Raw genomic sequence first — 23,612 nt, 5'->3', positions numbered from 1 at the left:
TTACATCAGCCTGACTGACTGAATGTTCTGTAGTTATTACTATTGAGTTAACTTAATGTTAAGCCAATGTATTTTTGGGTATAAAAAAAGGTTATCGATAAAAAATGATAACCTTTTCAAGAACTTATAATAACCTTTAGAATTATTTTAATGGAATATAACCAATATCTGAAACTGTTTTTTGACCTACATCCGAAAGCGCATAATCAACTATTGATTTTACTTTGGCTGCATTTGTTTTATCATACATATAAAATAACGGTCTTGAAATTGGATAGCTTTTATCTTTAGCAGTTGCTATTGAAGGCTCAACAAAAGTCTTTCCCTGATCATAAGAAACCGCTAATTGTTTTACTTCTTTAGTTTCATAAGCCAATCCGATATAACCAATAGCTCCTTTTGTCTGACCTACTGCCTGAACAATTGCTCCTGTAGCCGGTAAGCTTAACACATCAGTTGCATAGTTTTTCTTAGCCATTACTTCTTCTTTAAAAAACTCATAAGTTCCTGAAGAAGATTCTCTGGAATAAGCCACAATTTTCTCATCGGCTCCACCTACTTCTTTCCAGTTTTTAATTGCTCCTGTAAAAATTCCTTCTAATTGCTCACGAGTTAATTTAGAAACTCCATTAGCCGGATTCACAATTACTGTTAAAGCATCAAATGCAATAACTACTTCTTCAATCTCTTTTTTAGCTTCCGAAAATTTTAATTTCTCTTCTGTTTTCAAATCTCTTGAAGCCATTGCAATATCAGTAGTTCCATCAATAAGAGCGGTAATACCTACTCCTGACCCTCCACCTACTACAGTAACACTGATGTTTTTGTCAGATTTCATTAAATCCTCAGCTTCTTTTTGAGCCAATGGCAAAACAGTATCACTTCCTTTGATAGTTACTGAAACAGCTGCTGCATTATCCTCAGAAGCCTTATCTTCTGTTTTAGCCTTACCACAACTCAACATACCTATTAAAGGTAAAATCAAAAATAATTTTGTTTTTTTCATTTTGTTATAAATTAATTGTTGCAAAAGTAAATCCTCAATATTAAGCCTGCGTTAATTCATCATTAAGCAATTGGACGCTTTTTTCAAGGAAAACTAATTTTTAAATATATTGTTTAGATTAGAATGAATTAAAAATTAAACTGCGCTTGTAATCGCAATAAATTACCACGTTGTCTGTTGACAGGCAATGCGCTGTCTTCAAAAGTACGATCGGCAATTACCCATTCGGCTACTAATTCAAAAGCTTTAAAAGGCTGCCATTCCAATCCTAATTCGTAATCTCTTACTACATAACTTCTGGCATCTTTTTCAAATTTCTTTCCTCCATCATAGTATTGGAATTTTGCAAAAGGATAAATCAAATGGTGCTTAGGCAAATCTAATTTGTAGTTCAGCAATACATAACCACCTTCTAAATGAGACACATCAACAGTATTTGTTGTTTTGTTATAACGAGGTCCTTTACCAATGTTGTATTCTGCCTGAATCCCGAATGGTTTTGGATACAATATAAAAGAAGCCGCCACACGTTGATCCAAGGTATTTTGTTTGTTAGCAGTGGTTACTCCTGTTGAAAGTTCACTACCAAAAGCCCATTTTCCGGTATAAGCCTGAATTCCCGGCTCGATAATTTGATTCCCTACTACAAACGGATAACTAAAACGGGTTACCACATGCAGGTTTCTATTTGCTTCTGATTTATTAGCCGTTTGACCGTTGTAAGCTCCAAAGGCAAATACTCCGTAATCCCCTGAACCTTTGTAACCGTCTTTAATTAACATTGCAAAACGCTCTCTAACCACAGCTGGTGCCCAGTAGAAAAAAGCTCCTAAATCACGCTCATTAACCACAGCACTGTTCAAACCGTCGTTTCGGTCTAATGTCAATCGGTTTTGACTCGATTGCATATTTTCAAAACCATAAGGCACTTTACTTTGCCCTAAACGCACTCTAAATTCTCTCTTTTTATCAAATGACAAATCAAAATACGCATCTCTTAATTGAGCAAAATGATTCACCCCAGAAGCTGGAGAACTGGCAAAATCCGGCTGAATATAAACATAAACATTAGGATGAATTTGCCCGGAAAACACCAAACGTGCACGTCTTATAAAAAGACCATTGTTTGATTTTGCATCCGGAGCAGTCGAAGTCGTTCCCCAGGATTTATCACATTGGTCACAAGCTACTTTATCATTTGTTGACAACAAGCCATTGTATCGTACCTGCACATAACCTCTTAAACCAATATTATCATACCAATGTTCTTTTTTCTCGGATTTCTCCGGTTTTTCAGTAAGCATTGGTTTTTCCTGTTCGCTCTGTTTTTGTTTGTTAGCCGAATTAATAGAATCTAAAATTCGAACTACTTCTTTTTTAATCTCGTCTTTCTTTACATCTTGCGCATTCATTAATGACGAAACCAACAGTAAACCTGTAAATAAAAATCTTTTCATTTTAAGTATAAATCAATATTACATTATTTTAACGCAAAACTAATATTAAACTTTTTATCCAATATTAAGCCTGAGTTACCATTTGAACACCACCGCATAAACATTTGTTTACATTAGCACTCTAATTCTACATTTAAACACATACGCAGAAATTAAAAAACCAATAAACACAGTACTTAAGAAGCTTTTGTTTGTTAACGTTTACTTAACATTGAGAAAAAACAGCATTCTATTTTTATCAAAAAAAATACTTTTCGGCTTCATATTTGAGGATATTTATTTACAATTCCAAAATTCGTTTATCTTAAAATTTCCATTTAAATACTAAAACGAAGCTCTAAATCTGATTTTTAAAACAACCAAACGACCTTCGTATCGCTATTTTTTCAAAAATGACTCAATTACACTTGTATAAAACAAAAAAGGTGTCGCTGTACAAACAACGACACCTTTTAAGTGTTTTTAATTTACAAATGCTATTCAGGCACTAATTCTTTATCCTTATCTTTTTCTTTCTTTTTCTTCTTAGCTTTTTCGATGGTAAATGAAAACTCAGATCCAATTCCGAATTCACTTTCTACATATATTTTCTCTTTATGCGCTTCGATAATATGTTTTACGATGGCTAAACCTAATCCCGAACCTCCCTCGGCTCTGGAACCACTTTTGTTCACGCGATAAAAACGTTCAAAAAGCCTTGGAATATTTTGTTTTTCAATTCCTTCGCCGTCATCACTTATTCTGACTAAGACCTTTTCTTTAGTTAAATTCACAACGGCAATTTCGGTAGTTCCTTCTTTTTTACCGTACTTAATCGAATTCACAATCAGATTTTCTATCACCTGCTGGATTCGGTCTTTATCGGCTTTGACAAAATTAGGCTGGATATTTTCGTTTTCAAAAACCAAATTGATTTTCTTTTTATCAGCTTTCATTTCTAACAAATCGAAAACATTTCGAATCAGCTCTACAATATCAAATTCGGTTATTTCTAAATTCAAATCACCCGATTCGAGTTTAGTAATCATATCCAAATCTTCTACAATATAAATGAGTCGCTCTACTCCTTTATCGGCACGTTTTAAATATTTTTTACGAATAGCCTTGTCTTCCATTGCTCCGTCAAGCAAAGTAGAAATATAACCTTGCACGGTAAACAATGGTGTTTTTAACTCATGCGAAATATTCCCCAGGAACTCTCTTCGGTATTCTTCACGCACCTGAAGCATTTCGATTTCCAGTTTTTTATCGGTGGCAAACTTCTTGACTTCACGGGTCAGCGTTTCCATATCAGTTGTGATAGGCTGATTGATAAGCGTACTGGATTCTAACAGGGAAACATCGTCGTAGATTTTTTTGACTCTTCTGTAAATAAAACGCTCCACACGGTATTGAAGTACCAAAAATGAAAAGAGATAAATAGCAAAAACAAAAATAATCCCGAAAAGAAATAAGGTTTTGGTAGTGGTATTAAAAATTATCATTGCCAGAAAAAGAACAAAAGCCGTAGAAAAAAGGCTGATGTAAAATGCCGATTTGATGGCAAACTTGTATGTTTTTTTGAAGCTAATTTTCATTTATTCGTCTTTGTTCTTAAATAATAACAACCCTGTCTTTTTTTAACCATATACCTGTCTGCCGACAGGCAGGAGTCAGATACGTTTTTTCTCTTTGGCTGATTACAAAAATATCATTTTGAAAATAAGAGCATGTAAGCATAAGAACAAAAAGAAAACCTAACTATAACATTGGTTAAACTTATATGACTTCACGTTGGGTGTAATACCATTTAGAAATATAGAGAGGTCTGATTGTTTTTTGTCAAATCGAGCGCAGTCGAGATTAATAGTAGTTCTCGACTGCTCTCGAACTGACAATCAAGAACATTTTATATTTCTAAATGGTGGTATAACTTATATGGTTTTAAAAACCAACATTATACTTCAAATTTATATCCTACTCCTTTTATGGTTTTAAAAAGATCATCACCTATTTTTTCACGCAATTTTCTAATGTGTACATCAATAGTTCTTCCGCCTACCACAACTTCATTACCCCAAACCTTATCCAGGATTTCGTCTCTTTTAAATACTTTTCCTGGTTTTGAAGCTAAAAGGTAAAATAATTCAAACTCTTTTCTAGGCAAAGCAATCTCTACATCGTCTTTGATAATCTTATATTCTTCACGATTAATTTCGATTCCGCCCACATTTAGCGTTTCGCTGTCCTGTCCGCTTGCTTCTTTCAATCTTCGCAATAAAGCTTTTACTTTACTTACTAATAACTTTGGCTTAATCGGCTTAGTGATATAATCATCGGCTCCGGCATCAAAACCGGCTACCTGAGAATAATCTTCACTTCTTGCTGTTAAGAAAGTAATAATCACTTCGCTCAATTCAGGAATGTTTCTAATATTCTCACAGGCTTCCATACCGTCCATTTCCGGCATCATCACATCCATGATAATTAAATCAGGTAATTCCTTTTTAGCTTTAGTAATTGCCTCTCTACCATTAGAAGCTGTAACAATTTGATAGCCTTCCTGAGCTAAATTGTAACCTACAATTTCTAAAATATCTGGTTCATCATCTACCAGTAAAATCTTTGTGTTTTTCTTTTTCATAGCTAGCAAATTTTCTTTTGCGATGGTAAATGTACTAATAAAAAAACAGCATAAAAGTTGTGTTAACTGTAATTTAAAGAGATAACGATTTGATAATATTGAAGCAACATAATCGTAACAACCGATTAACACCAACTTTACAAAGCTGACATTACTTTGCAAAAAATTTAATCAAATTATGAAACTTAGATTATTGATTCTAACGCTTTTTATTACAACAATTAGCTTTGCTCAGAGTAAAGGTACAATTTCAGGAGTAATAACAGACAAAAATTCGAACAATGAAACACTACCTTTTGCAACTGTGCTTGTAAAAGGGACTAAAATTAACACTACTACCGATATTGATGGAAAATACACCATTAGTATCGCTCCGGGAAGCTACACAATTCAATATAGCTTTGTTGGTTATGAAACTAAGGAAGTTGCCGTAAAAGTAACCGAAGGAGCTAAACTAACTCTTGATCAATCACTCTCATCAGGTGGTTATACCCTCAAGGATGTTGTAGTAACTGCTACTAAAAACAGACAAAAAGAAACAGCATTATTACTTGAACAAAAAAATGCAGTTGAAATTAAGCAATCTATTGGCGCACAGGAAATGTCCCGAAAAGGTGTTAGTGATGTTGAATCAGGACTAACAAAAATAACCGGAATCACCAAAGTAGAATCCAGAGGGTTATTTGTACGTGGATTAGAAGACCGATACAACAATCTACAAGTAAATGATTTGGCGGTTCCTTCAAACAGCCCTTTTAAGAAAATCATTCCTTTAGATTTATTCCCAACTGATATTGTTGGCTATATGGATGTTTTTAAAACTTTCAATCCAAATATTTATGGTGATTTTGCCGGTGCAACAATTGATATTCATACATCACAACCTACAACTAGCTTTACCAAATTAAGCTATGGTGTTGGATATACTACCAATAACAATATGAGTGATTTTCTACTTTCATCAGATGCTGATAACACAAAAAGCTTCTTTGGATTTGGAGGACAGGAAAGACAATTACCAAGTGGATTTGGTAAAATACCAAACGGACAAATTAATAATAATTTCGAATCAAGCTGGAATGTAAAGAAAATGAAATCACCTTTAAACACAAGTTTTGGGGTTACTCATGCTGATAATTTTTCAATAGGAAAAAACAGTAACACATTAAAATACATTCTGGGAGTTAATTTTGATAATAAATATCAAATTAGAAAAGGAGCTGATCGATTTTTTGCAATTGGACAAGGAGAATACGACAACAACTTAAATCGTTCCCAATACAAATTTTTGACTCAGGCTTCTGCTTTACTTGGATTAGAATACAAAACTGACCGCCTAAAATTATCAACAACTTCATTGTTTTTAAAATCTACCGAAAATCAAATTCAAGATCAGGTTGGTTACACCAGAAATGCCAAAGACAATCCAAATGAAATTATTCGTTTAAATCAATATGACGAATCTAACTTTTTTACTAATCAGTTAAAGTCAGAATATAAGTTAACCGAAGAGGGTAATCATCTTATTAAAGGAGGATTATCATACACCAGAACAAAATACAATCAGCCTGATAGAAAATTTATAAACGGTGTACTTTTAAATGAGGAAGAAGCAGAAACACGTTATGGAAGTAACCACCTTATCAGACAATTTTTAGACGTTGAAAACAATTTTCATCTGTCAGGATTTTTTGAATATCAATATTTATTCGGAAAGAATGAAGACAAAAAAAATAAATTATCAGCAGGATACAACGGCTATGCCGAATACATGACGACCTCCTACCGATTTATTTCCGGAATTCCAAACGGATCTCAACCTGCTAATATTGTAAACATAAACAATATTGACAGTTCCATTCAAAATGATATTGCTAACAACAACTTATCATTTACTGAAAGTACTAACGGAGAATACAAAACCAAACTTGATAACAGAGTTGATGGTGTTTACGCTAATTTGTTATTTCATGTAGGAGAAAAACTTGAGATCAACACCGGTTTACGTGCTGAAAATACCATTCGTGATCTGAAATACCGATTGATTTTTGACCCAATAGGATCTGCATACAGAACAAATCTAACTGAAAAACTAGACATCCTGCCATCATTAAACATCAAATATTTAGTTAGCGAAAACAGCAACATCCGTTTTGCAGCAAGTAGAACAATTACCAGACCTGTTTTGTTTGAAACACTTCCAATGACTTATATTAGTGCAGACGGAACATCTGAAAGAGGAAATGAAAATCTAAAAAATTCCACAAATACAAATGTGGATTTGAAATACGAAATCTTCCCAACTAAAAACGAACTTTTCGCAGTTACATTATTTGGAAAACACATTCAAGATCCTATAGAACGTTCATTTGACAATTTTGGTGGTGGTTCCGGAAGACAAGTTGCCTATTACAACAATAAAACAGCTTCAATTTTTGGTGCTGAATTCGAAGTAATTATTGAACTAAGCAGATTATCCGAACAATTAGAAGGACTATCTTTTGGAGCTAATACATCAATTATGCACACAGAAGCTGTTGCCGACACAAACAGAGGATCCTATTTTGATACTTTTGAAAAAAGACAACTACAAGGAGCTTCAAACTGGTTAGTAAATGCCGATTTAAAATATGCGTTTGAATTCAATAGTGAATGGAAAAATACTGCAACCCTAGTTTATGGAGTTTACGGAGACAGGATATACGCAGTAGGTATTGCAGGACAAGATAATGAATACGAAAAAGCTTTTCATAAACTAGACTTTATTTGGGGACAAAGCATTAATAAAAAATGGGATATTAAATTCAGTATCAACAACATTTTAAACCCAAATTACAGAAGAGTTTTAGGAGGTGACAATAAAATTCCAATATTAGAATCTTCATTAACCTTACAAGAATACAAAAGAGGTACAGGATTTTCAACCAGCATTTCTTATACATTTTAACACTAACAACTTACCATCCGAAAGGATGGTTTTTTGTTTACACTAAAGCAACATTAAGATTACAATTAATCCAAATATGATAACTGTTTCATAAACTTTAGAAAACACCTAAAATTCCTTACCAATATACATTTGTAAAAAAATATTAAAACAATTCAATCATGAAAAAATTAGCATTAAGCTTATCAATCTTAGCAGCTTTATTCACAAGTTGTTCAACTAATGACGACGAAGGAACTATTCAACCTGTAGAAGGAGAATTAACCGGAGCTATTACAACAAACAGAACTATTGCATATGGAAACTATACTATTAAAGGTATTGTAACTATTGAAAGCGGAGTTACTGTTACTTTTGATGCTGGTTCAACAGTTACAGCAAATGCTGCTGATGGTGTTGATGCACTAGTAGTTAAAAATGGTGGAAAATTAATCATGAACGGAACTGCTAATCAACCTATCGTTTTAACTGAGCAATCAAAAATTGCCGGTTCATGGGGTGGAATTATCATGTATGGTGATGCTCCAATTAGAGGTGCTGGTGATACGGCTTCAAAAACATCAGAAGACGGATTAAACTACACTTATGGAGGTACAAATGCTGCTCATAACGGTGGAACATTAAGATACGTTAGAGTAGAATATGCCGGTAAAAAAATTACTGACGGAACAAGTGAAATGAATGCGTTTTCATTCTACTCTGTAGGATCAGGAACTACATTAGACCATTTAGTTGCTTACAAAGGAGCTGATGATGGATATGAATTTTATGGTGGTACAGTAAGTGCTACAAACTTGATTTCTTACGGAAACTTTGACGACTCTTTTGACTGGCAAGACGGATGGAGAGGACAAAACAACTCTAACTGGTTAGCAATTCAAGTAGGTACAGGAAATTTCGGAATGGAAATTGAAGCTTCTAACAACAACAATACTTACTGGCCAGTTATAGCTAATATTACATTAAAAAGAACAGCCGGAACACAAACAGAAGGAGGTTCATCTGCAGCAGAATATGATGCAATCCAGTTCAAAAAAGAAGGAAATGGAGAATTTTCAAACGTAGTAATCTCTGGATACACAACAACCGGAGCAGCTGCTGTAAGAATTCAAGATGTAACTACAAACACAAATCAAGTAACTGGAAGTAAAATTAAATTAACTAACATAAAAATTAATGATGTTAGTACTACTCAATATGCTGGAGCTGGTGCTATAAACCCTATTTTCCCAGCAGGACAATTTACTACAAACTCTTCCGCTACTGGAGCTTCTTTAACAACTGGAACTTGGGCAACTGTTGATGGTGTTAATTTAGTTAACTAATCAGTAAACACCCTTTAATACTTTCAAAAACATCCTGATAATCAGGATGTTTTTTTTTGGCATACTATTTGATTTTTTGTATATTTACTACACAAAATCAAGCTGATGAAAAAAAACTACTTTTATAGTATCCTTTTAACGGTTTTTTTCTGCTCCCTAAGCGTTGTTGCTCAGGATAACAAGCAGCAAAATAACCTGAGCGCACCCTCAGTTATTGAGGGCTTGAATTTGTACCCTAATCCCGTAAGTACCGGTCGAGTAAATATTACAACTAAAAATGATGGTGAAAAAGAAATTATCATTTTTGACTTATTGGGAAAAAAAGTACTTCAAACCCATCTTAACTCCAGGGAACTGAATGTTTCCGGTCTAATACCAGGTGTTTACATTATTAAAATAAACGAACAAAACGCTTCGGCTACCCGAAAATTAATTATCAGATAATCTAAACTTAAATAGTAAAAAGCTTCAAAATTCAACCTTTGAAGCTTTTTTTATGCTAAAGAAAAAGCAATAAATTTATACCTTTACCAAAAAAAATTCTTGATTACAGCTACCGATATATTTACCATTTCCAGCCAAAAGCAATTTGAAAAAACAGCCTTAAAAGTGTTTCGTTTTCAACATGAAAACAACTTAGTATATCGGGAATTTTGCGATTTTCTAAAAGTCGATGTTCAAAAAGTAAAATCACTACAACAGATTCCGTTTCTTCCCATTCAGTTTTTTAAAAGCCACAATGTAGTTTCCAACAGTAATCCTATTCAAACTACTTTTACAAGTAGCGGAACTACAGGGATGATTACCAGCAAACATCCGGTAACTGATGTAAGCCTTTATGAAGAAAGTTACCGAAAGGGATTTGCTGAATTTTACGGCAACATCGAAGATTATGTCATCTTGGCGTTACTTCCTTCCTATTTGGAAAGAGAAGGTTCTTCATTAATTTATATGGTCGAAGATTTGATAAAATCGTCTAATCATCCCGAAAGCGGTTTTTACCTCCACAACCACGAGGATTTGATTAAAAAATTAACCGAATTAGACCAATCAGGACAAAATGTAATCTTAATTGGAGTTACTTATGCCTTACTCGATTTAATCGAAAAACAGCAATTCCAACTCCAAAATACCATTATCATGGAAACAGGAGGCATGAAAGGCAAACGCAAAGAAATGATCCGCGAAGAACTACACACGCAATTATGCAAAGGTTTTGGCGTTTCGGCAATCCATTCTGAATACGGTATGACCGAATTATTGTCGCAAGCCTATTCTTTAGGCGAAGGTGTATTCGAATGTCCTTCCTGGATGCAAATTCTCATTCGCGATACCGAAGATGCTTTGACTTACATTCCTCAGGGAAAAACAGGTGGTATCAACGTAATTGACCTTGCTAATATCAATTCCTGTTCGTTTATCGCTACACAAGATTTAGGAAAAAAATATCCCAATAATTCTTTCGAAGTATTGGGACGTTTTGATAATTCGGATATCAGAGGTTGTAACTTGATGGTGGTTTAAAATCCCACTATATCTCAAAACAAAAGTAAACTATAAATTTTAAGCATAAAAAATGTCCGAAAATCACTTCTCGGACATTTTTTTTAACAACAACAATACTTATTATTATTCGAGTACTATTTTTAAATTTTTCTCTCCATCTGCACTAAGTACTTTCAGAAGGTACAGACCTCTTGCATGATTAGAAATATTACATAAAACAGTTTGCTTACCACCTACCAGACTAACTTCTTTTTGCATTAAAACTTGCCCAACTGTACTCATTATCACAACATTTGCTTTAGACGATTTATAACCATTAAGTTGAACCGTAAATTGTCCAGCTGTAGGATTAGGATACGCTAATACTTCAACTGTTGGCTCTTGAACCGCACAAGATCCTAATTTGCATCCATGATCTAGATGAGCCTGCACAGCAGCTGAGGCAACACAAAGAGCGACTCCGTTATGGCAGATCATCACTTTGTCATTTTTATTTCCACAGCTAACGTCTAACACATTAATCACTATTGATGCTTCACTAGTACAACCTTTAGTATCTGTAATAGTTAGGGTGTAGGTTCCTGCATTACTTACATTGATAGAAGAACTTGTTTCACCTGTACTCCATAAGTAACTATGATTTCCTGTGCCACCTTCGGAAATTGCATTCAAAGTAAGAAAAGTTGGTCCATAGCCAAGGTATAGTGTGTTAACCAAGTCGATGCTTGGGTTCATTGCATATACATCAGGAATACTCACAACTAAAGGAGCATTTACGATAACCGTAGTAGTGTCAATAGTTTGATTATTATTAACATCCGTTACTGTCCAAGTAATCGTAGATTCGCCTACATTGAAACTTCCGCTTGCATCTGTGCCAGAACCACTTCTTTCCGTAGCTCCTGTAATGTTATAAGTAACAGCAGCTATTCCGCAGTTGTCATTCGCTATCAGAGCAGGAATAGAGTAGGTTTCACTGTAGCATAGGTTTTGGGCAGCCGGAGTTGTCAAAACAGGAGCAATTGAATCCATTACTGTAACTTCAAAACTGTAATTAACCGAACCGGAAGTATTGCTGGCTGTAACGGTTACATTGGTAACTCCTTTGTTGAATATGCTACCAGAACCTGTGCCATTTCCAGAAGCTGTGGTTGCTCCTGTAAAAGTATACGTGTAACTTGGCGCTGGAAAACCTGAAGCTTCAGCGGCATAATCTACCATTGTATCGCATCCATCAATACGTGTATTTTTAGTTGTATTCATAACCTCCGGTGCTGTAATATATTTTACCTCAATATTAGGAGTTGGTGCTTCGGCCATATCATAGCCAAGGAAAAAACTTGGGTGAGGAGGCTGGTTATATCCTGAATTTTGCCAAGCTACAGCAGTACGATATTGCGGATCATGCATCAAGGTGTAAATTCTGTTTTCTGTTGGAATATTAGTAGTAAAAATAATCAACGCAGTATTGTCGCTACGGCGTAAGATGATTTCCTCTCTCCAATCACCAAATATATCAGCAGTAAGAGCAGGATTCTTTTTAGAATCGTTGTTTGACGAAACTGGTGCTGCTTGGTATATAGTAAACAAGCGATTCAGTGATTTTGTCACAGGATTCCATTTGTCCATAATTGTACCATCCAACACTTCTCGACCTAAATCTCCATCCCACCATACTAAGTGATTGACAGCTTGACTACCACCTGTAGGTTTAGCTGTTCCAATTTCTCCATCTTGAACGTTATAAAGATTTCCGGAAGAACTCCACATCTCATAACCTCTATGATTTGGGTCAATATCTGCTGCTAAAGCACGACCCACATCACCTGTTGTTGGTACACCAAAAATCATTGCTCCCGTTTTAGCATCATTAAGTCGAATACCATACGGACTGTATTGTCCCGGAGATTCCAAACATTGCCAGATTTCCTGACCTGGACGATCCGGATCCATATCGGACATGTGTAGTGCATCCCCATGACCTTGACCATAAGTCCATAGACGTTTACCATTATCGTTAATAGCACTCGATCCATTAATAATTTCGTCTTTACCATCACCGTCTACATCACCAACAGTCATCTGGTGATTTCCTTGGCTGGAGTAAGCGTTATTGGCAGGATCACTCGGGTCTTTACTGTCAAAAATCCATCTAAGCGTCAATTGACCGTCGCGCCAGTCATAAGCTGCACGGACTAATTTGTCATAATATCCACGTCCAACAACAATACTCGGACGTGCACCATCAAGGTAAGCCACAGCAGAAACAAAACGATCCTGACGGTTACCATAACTGTCTCCCCAATCGGAAGTATTTGCTCTAGCTGGTTGGTAAGTCGTGCTAGCCATAGCAGCACCTGTTAAGCCGTTGAATACTGTCAAGAACTCTGGCCCCTGTTGTACCCATCCGGAAGAATTTCGGTAATCAACAGTAGCATTACCAATCACTGTTCCTGTTCCATCAATAGTACCGTCGGCCGTTTTTAGAATAATTTCGGCTTTGCCATCTCCATCAAAATCATAAACCATAAACGGATTAAAATGAGGCCCCCCATTCATGTTGATCCCTAGGTCGATTCGCCATAATTTGATTCCGTTCAATTTATAACAATCAAAAATTTGGTTTCCACTATAACCACCTGAGTTATGATTGGCAACAGTAGGTTCCCATTTCAAGATGACTTCATATTCTCCATCACCGTCAACATCTCCTACACTGGCATCATTGGCAGTATAAGTATAGGCTTTCCCATCAGGTGTAGTTCCTCCTGGTGGAATTTGCAAAGGAATAGATAATTGATTGTTTGCCCAAACCGAAACTGGCGCAGAAACTGCTCCTTCGGTATTGTTATTTACTGCTTTCACAATATAAGTGCCATTAACGGCAGTATTGTCCAGAAAGTTTGTTGAATTAGTAATAGGAGTTGTATTGAGTTTTACATTATCACGGTAGATATTAAAGGCAATACCAGAAGGATCATTACCTAATAAACGCCAGCTAATAAATACCTGACTGCTCGATTTACGCAATGCAACTACTCCACGATTCAGGAATTCCATTTGCTTTGGTGTAGTCACCACTGCATCAGGTAATGCAAGAGTATTTAAACGTACATTGTCTCCGTAAGAGGTACCAGTGCTGTTAATAGCGTATGCTCTTATATAATACAAAGTAGCCGGGTTTAGATTAGGAATAGTTACATTATATGAACCTGAACCGGCACTAGAAGCTACAACCTTAGTATTCGCCGTTGTTGGGTTTCCACTGGTATTGTAAACAATTCCTCTTTCCGTGATGGCTGTTCCTCCATCAGAAGTAATATTCCCACCAGTTTCTGCAGTAGTAGTGGTAATATTGGTTACTGCAAGAGTACTCAATACGGCTGGCGGCGGAGGCGGTGTGTACATTCTAACAATAGGTGTACTGATGCTACTAGAATTGTTTTTTGTATATACCACAAAAGGATATTCGCTTCCTGCGGCAATAGTTAAATTACCCACAGGTTCGTCGATGCCTCGCGCTACAGTAGGATCTTTCATTTCAGTCCATGCTGTTGCACCTGCTAATTGTTTGAAAACACGTGCGGAGTAGGTTGGGGTGCTACTAACATTATCAATAAAAGAGCAATAAAGATTTCCTGATACATCTTTTATTAAACTTAAACTTGGGGAGTCTCTAGAACCTATTCGGGTGGTAGAACTCCAAGTAGCAGTAGTTTTGTTGTAAACAATAGATGTGGCTCTATTAGTATCAGCAGTATTAAAATAAGCAATAACTAAGTTTCCAGCAGAATTAAGCTCCATGCTGGTATGACGAATACCCGCAGTAACAGTTGGAGAAATAGAATTCCAAGTACCACTATTGTATTGGTAAAGAGCCATAGTTCCGGTAGAAGTAGTAGGTGTAGCAAGGCTACAAAACGTTAACCAAGGAGTGTCTGCTTCATCGATGACCAAGCTTACTGCTACTGCTTTTGCTGCTGCATTAACTGGGGCCGAACCTACGGTTATCCATGAAGTACCGTCAAATTTCTTTACATAAGGAGTCAGATTAGCACCATCTCCAAAAGCGATGTATGGGTTATTATCTGAATCGAATGCTAATGAACTACGTGGTGTTGAACTATATTGCCCTACATTGTTGGTAACTGAACCCGTAGAAACATAGAGATTGTTTGCATCCCCATTTATTGGCTCCCAAATTTGGCTGCTTTCGTTATATACTTTTACAGCTAGTTTATTTCCGTTAGAAGCATCAACATAAGTAATAAAAAGATTATTGGCTTTGTCCACATATATCCTTGTATAGGTGAGATTAGTACCAATATCATTTCCAAATTGCTCCCAGACTCCTGTAGCGGTGTTTCTCTTTTTTACTTTTGCAGTGGTGCCTTCTCTGTATACAACATAAGGAACATTATTCAAAGCTGCGATAGAAGTGTAAGTAGAAGCAACGGAGGATACTTGGTTTTCATTCCCTAAAATAGTCCATTGTTGGGCAAACGTAGTTTGAGTTATTAAAAAACTCAAAAGAACAAAAAAAGTAAGTCTTAAAAGCATCTTTTGAAAAAGAAACGATTTAGACTCATAGAGTAATTGTTTTTTCATAAAATAATGGTTAATGGTTAGTCATTTCAAAACTATTCCATTAACATTTTATTAGCATCCTGCCCTATCCTGCTACATATCAATATCTTAGAATAAACAATTACTAATAAAACTTTCAAAACCACCCAATCTACTGAAAATCAAAAATCTACAATAAATAATTAATATTAAAAATTAGCATAATAAAAATCATCGTTTTATTTTACGATTTACACAATCACTAATCTTAGATTAATTAAAAAAAACAAAATCCTCTCTTCTTGACATAACCAAAACAAAATATCCCAACAACTCTTTCGAGGTATTGGGACGTTCTGATAATTCGGATATTAGAGGTTGTAATTTGATGGTGGTTTAATAATTTTAAATCCATCTAATTATTAATTGAATAACGAATTCCCATTTCGAGACCTGCCAATTCAGCCAGACCTTTTAATCTCCCAATTAATGGGTAACCAGGATTTCCTGCTCTGTTAAAATCATCTAACATTTTATGTCCGTGATCAGGACGAATTGGAATATTATAATCGGTTCTTCCTGAAGATTTTCTTCTAATTTGTTCCTCGACAATAGCTTTCATCACTCTAGGTAAATCCACTGTTGGATCTAAATGCTCGGTTTCGTAAAAATCACCGTTGTCTAATATTTTTGTACTTCTTAAATGCAGAAAATGCACACGTTCTGCATATTTTTGAAAAATTTCTGCAAGATTATTATCCTTTCGCGCTCCTAAAGATCCTGTGCAAAAAGTAATTCCGTTATGTAATGACGGACAGGCTTTAGACAACCATTCAAAATCATCTCCACTGCTCACAATTCTTGGTAATCCTAACAAAGGAAATGGAGGATCATCAGGATGAACCGCTAAACGAACGCCATTCTCTTCAGCAACCGGAATCACTTCATTTAAGAAAAATGCAAAATTCTCTCTCAATTTATTCTTATCAATACCGTCATATTCGGCCAATAATTTTAAGAAAATGGCAATTGGTTCTTTTTCATCAGCATCAACAGCTCCATCTATAAAAGATTGAGTAGCGACAATGATATTGTAAGCAAGTGCTCTGGCATCTTCTTTAGTTAAAGTTTGATAAATATCCTCAGCTTTTTTAATTTGTTCATCGGTATAATCCCTAGAAGCATTTGGTCTTTCTAAAATAAACAGATCAAATGCTGCAAATAAATCAGCTTGAAAATACATGGCTTCAGTTCCGTTTTCAAGTGTATAGTGCAAATTAGTTCTGGCCCAATCTAATACCGGCATGAAATTATAGCAAATGGTGGTTATCCCACATTTACCTAAGTTTTTCACGCTTTCCTTATAATTGGCAATAATCTTATCACGACTGGCTTTTCCTTTCTTGATATCCTCATGAACGGGCAAACTCTCTACCACATCCCAAGTCAAACCATAAGATTCAATGTTGTTTTTAGTTTTCAAAATCTCTTCTACCGACCAAATTTCTCCATTTGGGATATGATGTAAAGCCGTAACAATACCTGTTGCTCCTGTTTGTTTGATTTGAGCTAAACTAATAGGATCTTTAGCACCAAACCACCTCAATGTTTTTTTTAATTCCATTTTATTATTTTTTAGACTATCCTTTTCTTATACCAATTATTGAGAATGGCACACAGATGAAACTGATTTTAGCGGATTATCGCAGATTGTAATTTACAAAAAACTATGAAAAATCCGTTTTTATCTGTTTAACCAGTGTTATCTGTGGGCTATTTTTTTTATTTAGTCCGCTTAGCGGACAGTCATATTATTTTTTAAACTCCGCTAAAAGAACTAAAACCTCCGTCAACAGGAATAATAGTTCCTGTTATAAAACTCGCTGCATCCGAACATAAAAATTGAACAATTCCGTTTAGTTCATTAATATCCCCAAAACGTTGCATTGGCGTTCTTGCCAACACTTTTTTACTTCTTTCTGTATAAGAACCATCCTCATTGATTAATACTTTTCTATTTTGATCTCCCACAAAAAATCCAGGTGAAATGGCATTTACTCTCACTTTTTCTCCAAATTTAGTTCCCAATTCCATAGCCAGCCATTTTGTAAAAATATCAATACCGCTTTTAGCTACCGAATAACCCGGAACTCTTGTTATAGCTGATAAGGTTGCCATTGAAGAAACATTAATGATACTTCCTTTTCCCTGATTTGCCATAACTTCACCAAAAACAATACAAGGATAAACACTTCCATTCAAATTCAAATCAGTTACTTTTTCAAAGTCAATAATTTTCATATCAAAGATAGTTTGTTCTTCTGTCAATGTTGCTCCAGGCATATTTCCTCCCGCTGCATTAATCAATATATCAATTGTACCCCAGATATCTACTATCTTTTTTCTTGTTTCTTTCATTTCTTCAACATCCAAAACATTAGAAACAAAACCGATAGCCTCTCCCCCCATTTGCTTTAATTCGGCCACTCGGTCATTAACATTTTCTTCTCTAATATCCAGTACAACAACCTTACATCCTGCACTAATTAAATGTTTAGCGATACTTCCTCCAAGTACTCCACCACCTCCTGTAACAATTGCAACTTTTCCTTCAATACTAAACGTATCATTCATATCTTATTTACTTTTAGATTACTATATACAAATCTAAGAAGAAGCAAAACCAATATTATTTCCTAAATTTGCACACACTGAGTCTATTTTTGCAAATTAAATAGCGATCTATGAAAACGATTATGAACGAAAGACTTCCTATTTCGAAGTCTTCACCATTAAAAGTACGCTTTTTTGACTATGAGCATTTTTCATACCCTTTGCATTTTCATTCGGAATACGAAATCATTTATATCAAAGAAGGTACAGGAACCCGATTTTTGGGCAACAACATTGCCGAATATCAAGCGGGAGATATCTTACTCATTGGTTCTAATTTACCTCATTTTTTGAAAAGTGATGCTATTTACCATTCCGGAAATACCGATTTAAGAGTAAAAGGCACCATCATTCAATTTGAAAAAGATTTTATGTATTATGCCATTAATCATTATCCCCATTTTATCAAAATAAAAAAGTTGCTGTATGAATCCCAAAGGGGAATTTATTTTTCATCAACCAATTTGCCAAGATTGGAATCTTTAGTGGCAAATCTACCATTAGAAAACGGTTTAAACCAACTGATGCTTTTTCTTGAAATTCTCAAAGAAATGTCGGAAACTGACAACAGACAAATTATTTCCACTACAGATTTTGTCAATGAAACGATATATGATACCGCAAGAATAGACAAAATAATATCCTTTTTGAATAAAAACTATACCCGTAATATCAGTCTTGAAGAAATTGCCTCATTTGCTGCAATGAATACTTCTGCTTTTTGTCGTTATTTTAAAAGCAAAACAGGCAAGTCTTTTAAAAATTATATTTTGGATATGCGAATTGGTTATGCGTGTAAATTATTATTAATGGAAGACATCAGTATTTCCCAATTGAGCAGCCAATGTGGTTTTGACACTATCTCTCATTTCAATAAAACCTTTAAAAAAATCATGGGATATGTGCCATCTCAATACCGAAAAACAATGTTAAGTAATTGACCTGATCTATAGCAAAAGACAAAGTTTATATATCCTTAAAAAATAAAGTGATCAGAATTTCTCCCAACCACTTTATACTTTGCTATCTATTTCTAATAATTAAATCAGACTATTTTAATTCCCATCAGGCTTTACAATTTCAACTCTGGCACTCGCTGGAACGGTCCAATCACTAAACTGACTTGGCTTTTTAGGATCATAATTTGGCACAGATGATTTTATGTTTTTAGCGATGTCCAATTTTAAATCCCTAATTCCCTGCACCACACATTTTGCCACTTCATTAGCTCCAAAACTTCCAAAATGGGTATTATCGGCCAAGGCTTTTGTTTGCCCTGGAAAAGTGTTTGCAGGATAAAACACAAATGCTTTTTTAGAGGCTTCATCTCCCCAGCTTTCATACATGGCTGTTGTCATATTAGTAACATCTATCAAAGGTACTTGCAGCTCCTGGGCTACTTTGCGCATTGCATCCGGAAATTCACCATGAGTAGGCTGCAAAGTTCCGTCAGTATTAAAACGACGTCTTTGTGTAGGGGTTATTAATACTGGAATTCCACCTTTTTTTCTGGCTCTGGTTACATATTCTTTTAACAAAGTGGTATATTCTCCCCAGGCTCCTTTACCTTCGCCTTTTGCTTTTTCGTCATTATGGCCAAACTCAATAAAAAGGTAATCCTCCGCTTGCATCAGGTATAATATTTTCTCCAATCTATTTCCTGATTTGAAAGAACTCAAAGCTAAACCGGAACAGGCATAATTAGCTACTGTTACATCTGTTGTTAGATAATTAGGGAAAAATTGCCCCCAAGATCCCCATGGTTCATTACCTTGATCAGTTACGGTAGAATCTCCGGCTATAAACAGGGTCTTAATTTTAGAAACCGGGGTAATTTTAATACTTTGAATAATGGGTGTACCCAAAAACTCCAAGGTTAATTTATTATCCCAATTCAAGCCACTAATTTCACCAGGTTTAAGACGAATATTATTGTTAGTGTCAAATTTTCCCGTTCTGACGTTTACTATAAAACGTTCTGTTTTAGTTTCTTTAGCAGCGGTTTTTATTTCTCTTAACATCAATCTTCTGGACTCGGCATTCACCGTAGTTGTTGTACTCGAATTTCCACCTAAAACTATCTCAACAGAATAATTTCCTTCTGGAAGTTTCACAGAAAAATAAAACGGACTTTGGGCTGAAATGGATTTCTTATCAAAAATTACATTTTTACCCGATTCAAATTCGAATCCGTACCCCAACTCCTCAGTATATCCAATTGTTTTATTTATAATTACTCCCGATTTTTTACTGGAATTTTCTCCAAAATTAAATTCTATGGTTGATTCTTTTTTTTGGGCATTGGCATTGAAAAACATAGCAATGCATAAAAACGGTAAAAGGATTTTTTTAGGGTATTTCATGATGTTTTTTTTAATTATCAAAAAGAATAATTTGGTTCCAAAAAATTGCCTATCAGAGTAAAACCACGTACTTGATAGGCAACTAACTACAAAACCAAACTAAAACCTATTAAATTATCTTTAATCTATTGATTGTATGTATTACTGTATCGGCTCATAAAACTCCACTTCTACTATTGGTAACTTCTGAATATTTTTATCAGATTTTAAACCCGCTTCATCCACTTTTCCTGTAATTTCTACCAGGTTCATAGCATCACTGTTTTTAGCATTTCCTATTAACTCAATTTTTACTTTTTTACCTTTTGTTGGCTTCACGTCAAGTGTAACATATCCTAAACTAAGAGGTGTGGATCCTTCGAATACTTTTTTATTATCAACAAAAATTCGAACTGGATATTTTTTACTTCTCCATCCTGCCAATTTCATCACTACCTGATTGATAGTAGCTTCGCGCTCTAATTCATATTCAATCACCGCATCATCACTTTTTCCGTAAGACCATTGTGTCAATTCGTTGTCATCATAACTATTAATGGCTTCTACCTGATTCGAATTGGTTTTAGCTCCAATAATTCCCACCGCAGTTCTTGTTCTCGTGAAAGAAGGCGTATTAGGCGTAGGTCCTTTTTCCATAAACGAAGGTAAGTTCTCATTTGGCATTTGTTGAGACAGTTTTTCAATGTCAGTTTTAATCGTTCTAAGAGTCAGCAAATCCCCTTTAAGTGCATCCGAAGATGCCTTGATTTTTATTTCACCATCAACTTCGGTTGCTCTTACCAAAATCCGGTTCACTCCACATTCTACAGGAAGACTTGATGCTCCAATATAATTATCCGGTCCCTGAGCAATTCCACCCACAAAAGTTCCTTGTCCCGTCACCTCAAAATTCACCATATTCAATGCCGTAGGACAACGATTTCCTTTAGCATCAACTAATTCAACCTGTACTAAAACCAAGTCGTTACCATTAGCCAAAGTTCCTCCCGGTCTTTCGATAGCTGTCAACTTCAATCCGGTCGCTTTTCCGGCAGTGATTATTTCTTTTTCGCAAACTTTTTTTCCTGATTTATCATAGCCAATAGCTTTGATAGCTCCCGGTTTAAATACCACATTTTTAAAAGTATAAATGAATCTTTTACTTTGAATTCCTTTACCAAGGCTCACATTATTAACGAATAATTCTACTGCATCAGCTGTCGAAATTACCGTAATATCTTTAGTTACTCCTTTTTCGTAATTCCAGTGTCCAATAATATGCGCTGCCGGTTTTTCGGTATCAACCCATCCATCCCAAATTACCTGATGTGTATAAAACCCATCTTTAGGAATTCGCATTGCATCCACTTCACCACTTCTACGATAATTTTCCTGTCCGCGGTAATGGGTATTTGAATCACTAAAAATAATATTCACTCCTCCCGAACTCACCCTTTCTCCCGTTCCCGGTCTCGATTCCCAGTAGTCATACCAACGTTCTGCATTCTCAATCGCATGAGTATCCTGATTGCGATTATAGGCACTGGCATCTGCAACTTTTGTACCATTCACATTTGTATGTGTAGTTCCTCCTGTCCCGTTTTTATGGAATGGCGGCGTAAATTCGTCCCAGTATTTACGTAAACCTTCGTCTCTGCTGTATTCCGTAGCCCAAAAAGGAAGCTTTGCACTCTTATTGATATACAACATTTCTCCTCCGTATTCAGCTACTTTACTATCCAGCATTTCTCTACTACCGATGGCGCGTCCTCCATAAGGATCATACGTATTTCTGATAGCCAACATTTCTTTCATGTGTTCCTCCGAAATACTTTCATTCCCACATTCGTAAAATAAAATACTTGGATTATTACGATTGTAAATAATCGCATCCCGCATTAATTCGGTACGTTGTTCCCATCTTCTCCCTGTAACATCGGCTTCTGCATCTCCAGCCGGCATTGCCTGAATCAAACCCACTCTATCACAAGATTCTACATCTTGTTTCCAAGGCGTAATGTGCATCCAACGCACTAAGTTCCCATTGCTTTTTACCATTAAACTATTAGAATAATCACTTAACCAAGCCGGAGCCGACATTCCAATCGAAGGCCATTCGTTGCTGGTGCGTTGTGCGTAACCGTGCATCATAATCACACGGTCATTTAAATAAACCATTCCGTTTTTAAATTCCGCTTTTCTAAAACCTGTACGAATTTCTGTTTTATCAACCGATTGATTATCTACTACTAATTCAGAAGTAACAGTATACAGATAACCATAACCCCAACTCCAGAAATTCAAATCCTGTAAAGCTTTAGACGCTTTTAAATCCTTCATTTCATTTGGAGCCAATGATATTGCATCGCCTAAAAAAGAAGCCACTTCTTTACCTTGCATATCTTTAACACTTACTTTCAATTGTGCACTGACCGTTTTAGCCTCTTCATTTTTCACTTGCGAAGAAACATTTACAGTAGCCTTCTTTTCAGCTATATTGAAATCAGTGGCATACACATAAGTTCCTGTTGTGCCTAAAAATGAATACAAAGGCAGGGTTTGGTATACTTTGGATTTTAGATGCAGAAATACATTTTTTGGAATTCCTCCATAATTGGCATTGAAGTTTTTATCATTCCATTGAAATCCTGAACCTGTAGCTTTTTCTTTGTATCGCCAATCGTTGTCGGTTTTAACGGCAATTACATTTTCCTGAGGAAAAGGATTCACAAAAGCAGAAATATCGATTCCAAAAGCCATAGCCCCATTTTCATGACGCCCCGCAAATTTTCCGTTTACATAAACTTCACCCATTTGACGCACCCCTTCAAATTCGATAAAGACTTTTTTGTTAACAGCCTCTTTTGGCAGTTGAAATGTTTTTCGGTACCAGGCAACTCCTGTTGAGAGATGGGAAATATCCAGTCTGAAAGCTTCCCCCTGATTCCATGAATATGGCAAATTTACGTTAGTCCATGACTTATCATTAAAGTTGGTATTTTGTGCCTCCTCTACATCTCCAATATTTAATTTCCAGCCGTAATTGAAGTTGTATTTTTCCCTGGCTGATTTTTTATCCTGTGCACTTACCGAGTTTGCCAATAGCGTTACAAAACTGAGTGCATATAAAACTCCTTTCAAATTCATTGCTTAATAGTTATTTGGTT

Annotated in this window: 14 protein-coding genes; 5 read left to right on the top strand and 9 right to left on the bottom strand. The window is 35.5% G+C overall.

Annotation, left to right across the window (positions count from 1 at the left end):
- Positions 1–142 precede the first annotated feature (142 nt).
- The 4 genes from BIW12_RS07990 to BIW12_RS07975 form a co-directional block, all read right to left on the bottom strand.
- Positions 143–1,006: a PstS family phosphate ABC transporter substrate-binding protein gene (locus BIW12_RS07990; protein WP_083382074.1), complete on the bottom strand. Its 864-nt coding sequence runs from the start codon at positions 1,004–1,006 to the stop codon at positions 143–145.
- Positions 1,007–1,134: 128 nt separating this feature from the next.
- A complete protein-coding gene (locus BIW12_RS07985) occupies positions 1,135–2,310 on the bottom strand; it encodes a porin (RefSeq protein WP_394332098.1) in 1,176 nt (391 codons plus the stop codon).
- Between the two features lie 629 nt (positions 2,311–2,939).
- On the bottom strand, positions 2,940–4,040 hold the full coding sequence (locus tag BIW12_RS07980; protein ID WP_071184637.1) for a sensor histidine kinase: 1,101 nt from the start codon (positions 4,038–4,040) through the stop codon (positions 2,940–2,942).
- Positions 4,041–4,399: 359 nt separating this feature from the next.
- Positions 4,400–5,086, bottom strand: a complete 687-nt coding sequence (locus tag BIW12_RS07975; RefSeq protein ID WP_071186230.1) for a response regulator transcription factor — start codon at positions 5,084–5,086, stop codon at positions 4,400–4,402.
- A 178-nt stretch (positions 5,087–5,264) separates the two neighbouring features.
- Between BIW12_RS07975 and BIW12_RS07970 the strand changes: the two genes are divergently transcribed.
- The 4 genes from BIW12_RS07970 (at position 5,265) to BIW12_RS07955 (ending at position 10,882) form a co-directional block, all read left to right on the top strand.
- Positions 5,265–8,033: a TonB-dependent receptor gene (locus BIW12_RS07970; RefSeq protein ID WP_071184636.1), complete on the top strand. Its 2,769-nt coding sequence runs from the start codon at positions 5,265–5,267 to the stop codon at positions 8,031–8,033.
- Between the two features lie 161 nt (positions 8,034–8,194).
- On the top strand, positions 8,195–9,358 hold the full coding sequence (locus tag BIW12_RS07965) for a hypothetical protein (protein WP_071184635.1): 1,164 nt from the start codon (positions 8,195–8,197) through the stop codon (positions 9,356–9,358).
- A gap of 105 nt (positions 9,359–9,463) precedes the next feature.
- Positions 9,464–9,802: a T9SS type A sorting domain-containing protein gene (locus tag BIW12_RS07960; protein WP_071184634.1), complete on the top strand. Its 339-nt coding sequence runs from the start codon at positions 9,464–9,466 to the stop codon at positions 9,800–9,802.
- A gap of 99 nt (positions 9,803–9,901) precedes the next feature.
- Positions 9,902–10,882 (top strand): LuxE/PaaK family acyltransferase, encoded by a 981-nt coding sequence (locus tag BIW12_RS07955; protein WP_071184633.1) that lies wholly within the window; start codon positions 9,902–9,904, stop codon positions 10,880–10,882.
- Positions 10,883–10,987: 105 nt separating this feature from the next.
- Here the strand turns inward: BIW12_RS07955 and BIW12_RS07950 are convergent, their stop codons facing one another.
- The 3 genes from BIW12_RS07950 to BIW12_RS07940 all read right to left on the bottom strand — a co-directional run bounded on the left by BIW12_RS07950 (position 10,988) and on the right by BIW12_RS07940 (position 18,064).
- The gene (locus tag BIW12_RS07950) at positions 10,988–15,472 is read right to left on the bottom strand and encodes a rhamnogalacturonan lyase family protein (protein ID WP_083382073.1); all 4,485 of its coding nucleotides are present in this window, start codon (positions 15,470–15,472) and stop codon (positions 10,988–10,990) included.
- Positions 15,473–15,845: 373 nt separating this feature from the next.
- Positions 15,846–17,054, bottom strand: coding sequence for a mannonate dehydratase (gene uxuA, locus BIW12_RS07945; protein WP_071184631.1), 1,209 nt, complete (start codon positions 17,052–17,054; stop codon positions 15,846–15,848).
- Positions 17,055–17,248: 194 nt separating this feature from the next.
- Positions 17,249–18,064, bottom strand: a complete 816-nt coding sequence (locus BIW12_RS07940; protein ID WP_071184630.1) for an SDR family oxidoreductase — start codon at positions 18,062–18,064, stop codon at positions 17,249–17,251.
- A 110-nt stretch (positions 18,065–18,174) separates the two neighbouring features.
- Here BIW12_RS07940 and BIW12_RS07935 point away from each other — a divergent pair, with 110 nt between their 5' ends.
- Entirely contained in the window at positions 18,175–19,044 is an 870-nt protein-coding gene (locus BIW12_RS07935) for an AraC family transcriptional regulator (protein ID WP_071184629.1), read from the top strand.
- A gap of 114 nt (positions 19,045–19,158) precedes the next feature.
- Here BIW12_RS07935 and BIW12_RS07930 read toward each other — a convergent pair whose 3' ends face one another.
- Complete coding sequence (locus tag BIW12_RS07930; RefSeq protein WP_083382072.1) at positions 19,159–20,466, bottom strand: rhamnogalacturonan acetylesterase; 1,308 nt, start codon at positions 20,464–20,466, stop codon at positions 19,159–19,161.
- A gap of 141 nt (positions 20,467–20,607) precedes the next feature.
- Positions 20,608–23,592, bottom strand: a complete 2,985-nt coding sequence (locus BIW12_RS07925) for a glycoside hydrolase family 2 protein (RefSeq protein ID WP_071184628.1) — start codon at positions 23,590–23,592, stop codon at positions 20,608–20,610.
- Positions 23,593–23,612 lie beyond the last annotated feature (20 nt).

Source organism: Flavobacterium commune (genome assembly GCF_001857965.1).
Classification (GTDB): Bacteria; Bacteroidota; Bacteroidia; order Flavobacteriales; family Flavobacteriaceae; genus Flavobacterium; species Flavobacterium commune.
This window is presented reverse-complemented; position numbering and strand designations above follow the sequence as displayed.